Below are 2,656 nucleotides of genomic sequence, written 5' to 3'. Positions count from 1 at the left end.
TGTCGGCGCTCACGGAATTCCCCACCTGTAGCGGTCTGACGCTCACGTAATTCCCCACCCCGTCGCTCACGTAATTCCCCAGGTGGGATAGCTGGGTACCCGGGTATCCCGGTTGGTGGTCCTCGCGATCAAGGAAGAGTGCTCTCTCGTCCGGACGACGGGTGAGGGAGCCGATGGCGAGGAGAACGTTCGACGTGGTCGATGTGACCGAGATCTTCACCCACTGGTATGCGGGACGCTCGATCAGCGAGTTGTCGGTGTCGCTGGGCGTGGACCGCAAAACGATCCGGAAGTATCTGACGCCGGCGGTCGCTGCCGGGTTGAGCCCGGGCGGGCCGGTGATGAGCCAGCACGACTGGGCCGAGTTGGTGACCCGCTGGTTCCCACAGCTGGCTGACGCGCGGTTGCGGCAGATCACCTGGCCGCAGATCTCGGTGTTCCACGAGTACATCGCCGAGTCGTTGAAGGCCGGGGTGACGCAGGCGACGATCCATCAGCGGCTACGCGACGAGCACGGCCTGACCGCGAGCGTGGCGTCGTTGAAGCGGTATGTCGCGGCCAACATGGCCGAGCAGGTGCGCCGGGACCGGGTCGTCGTTTTGCGTGACGAGACCGACTTCCCAGCCGGTGAGGAAGCTCAGATCGACTACGGACATCTGGGTTCCTGGACCGACCCGGCCACCGGCAAACAGCGGCGGGTCTGGGCGTTCGCGATGGTGATGGCCTGCTCCCGGCACATGTTCGTGCGGCCGGTGTTGACGATGGATCAGCGGGCGTGGACTCAAGCGCATGTCGAGGCATTCGCGTTCTTCGGCGGTGTCCCGCGCCGGCTGGTCCCGGACAACCTGCGCACCGGGGTCGACAAGCCCGACCTCTACGACCCGAAGATCAACCGGTCGTATGCGGAACTGGCCGAGCATTACGGAGCGCTGGTCGACCCCGCTCGGGCCCGCAAACCGCGGGACAAGGCCCGTATCGAACGGCCGATGCCCTATATCCGCGACTCGTTCTGGCGCGGACGGCAGTTCACCTCCCTTGACCAGATGCAGGCCGCCGCGATCGCCTGGTGCGTCGAGGTGGCCGGCCGCAGGGCTTGCCGGCCGCTGTCGGGTGCCGCGCCGGCGGCGGTGTTCGCCGCGGTCGAAGCCGCCGCGTTGCAGCCGCTGCCGGCCCGCCCGTTCACCTTGGCGACGTGGTCGACGGCGATGGTCGGCCCGGACATCCACGCCAAGGTCGGCAAGACGATCTACTCGGTGCCATGGCGCCACGTCGGCCAGCGGGTCGACGCCCGCGAGACCCCGATGATGGTGCAGATCTTCCACCACGGCGAGCTGATCGCGACCCACGGCCGCAAACCATCCGGGAAACAGACCGACTTCGGGCACTACCCGCCGGAGAAGATCGCCTTCCGGATGCGCACGCCGACCTGGTGCCGCACCCGCGCCGCCGAGATCGGCCCCGCCTGCCAGCAGGTGATCGCCGGGCTGCTCGAGGTCAACGCCCTGTTCCGGCTCCGCGCCGCGCAAGGCGTGCTCGGCTTGGCCGGCAAACACGGCACCGTTCGGCTCGAAGCGGCCTGCGCCAAAGCCATCGCGGCCGGGGACCCGTCCTACCGCACTATCAAAGGGATCCTGGCCGTCGGCGCCGAGACCGACCCGCCCCGGCCGGCCAGCGGCGATGGCGGTGCCGCCGCGCATCTGCACGGCCCTTCGCAGCTGTTCGCGAACGTCATCCCCCTGCCCACCACGAACCCGGCACCCGTCGCGGACCCGGCCACCACGAGCGACCAGCAGCCCAAGGAGATCTCGTGACCATCGTCGACGCCGCCCTGCGCGACAGCCTGCGCACCCTGAAGCTCTCCGGCATGCTGCACACCCTCGACGCCCGGCTCACCCAAGCCCAAGCAGGCGAGCTCGGCCACCTGGAATTCCTGCAGGTCCTCTGCCACGACGAAATCAGCCGCCGCGACACCATGAGCATCCAACGCCGGCTGCACCGAGCCCGCTTTGACCAGGCCACCACCTTGGAAGAATTCGACTTTGTCGCCAGCCCGAAACTGCCTGCCGCCCAGATCCGCGACCTCGCAGCCCTGCGCTGGCTACACACCGGCGAATCAGTCATCCTCCACGGCCCCGTCGGCGTCGGCAAAACACACATCGCCCAAGCCCTCGGCCACCTCGCCGTCCGCCACGGCGCCGACGTCCGCTTCCTCAAAACCAGCCGCGCCCTCGCCGATCTGGCCGGCGGCCACGCCGACCGCACCTGGCCCCGACGCCTCGCCGAACTCGTCCGGCCCGCCCTGCTGATCCTCGACGACTTCGCCATGCGCGAACTGACCGCCCAACAAGCCGACGACCTCTATGAGGTCATCAGCGAACGCGCCCAGAACGGCCGATCCCTGATCGCGACCTCGAACCGGTCACCCGCCGACTGGTATCCGCTGTTCCCCAACCCCGTCGTCGCCGAGTCCCTCCTCGACCGACTCATCAACACCAGCCACCAGATCTTCATGAACGGACCCAGCTACCGACCCAACAAACGACCCGGCTCCGCCGGGTCGACAACCACCACAACCACCAGATAGAACTACACCCCGAGGGCCACCACCTGGGGAATTACCTGAGCCAGACCCCGGAGAATTCCGTGAGCGCTGACA

At 67.9% G+C, this 2,656-nt stretch carries 1 protein-coding gene and 1 pseudogene; both read left to right on the top strand.

Going from position 1 to position 2,656, the window contains the following annotated elements; translation table 11 throughout:
- Positions 1 to 194: 194 nt before the first annotated feature.
- Positions 195 to 1,634 (top strand): annotated as a pseudogene (gene istA / locus AB0M88_RS53105) (IS21 family transposase); the annotation flags it as partial.
- Positions 1,635 to 1,807: 173 nt separating this feature from the next.
- The gene (istB, locus tag AB0M88_RS53100) at positions 1,808 to 2,584 is read left to right on the top strand and encodes an IS21-like element helper ATPase IstB (RefSeq protein WP_364116264.1); all 777 of its coding nucleotides are present in this window, start codon (positions 1,808 to 1,810) and stop codon (positions 2,582 to 2,584) included.
- Positions 2,585 to 2,656: the final 72 nt, after the last annotated feature.

The organism is Actinoplanes sp. NPDC051411, from assembly GCF_040682075.1.
GTDB lineage: Bacteria > Actinomycetota > Actinomycetes > Mycobacteriales > Micromonosporaceae > Actinoplanes.
This window is presented reverse-complemented; position numbering and strand designations above follow the sequence as displayed.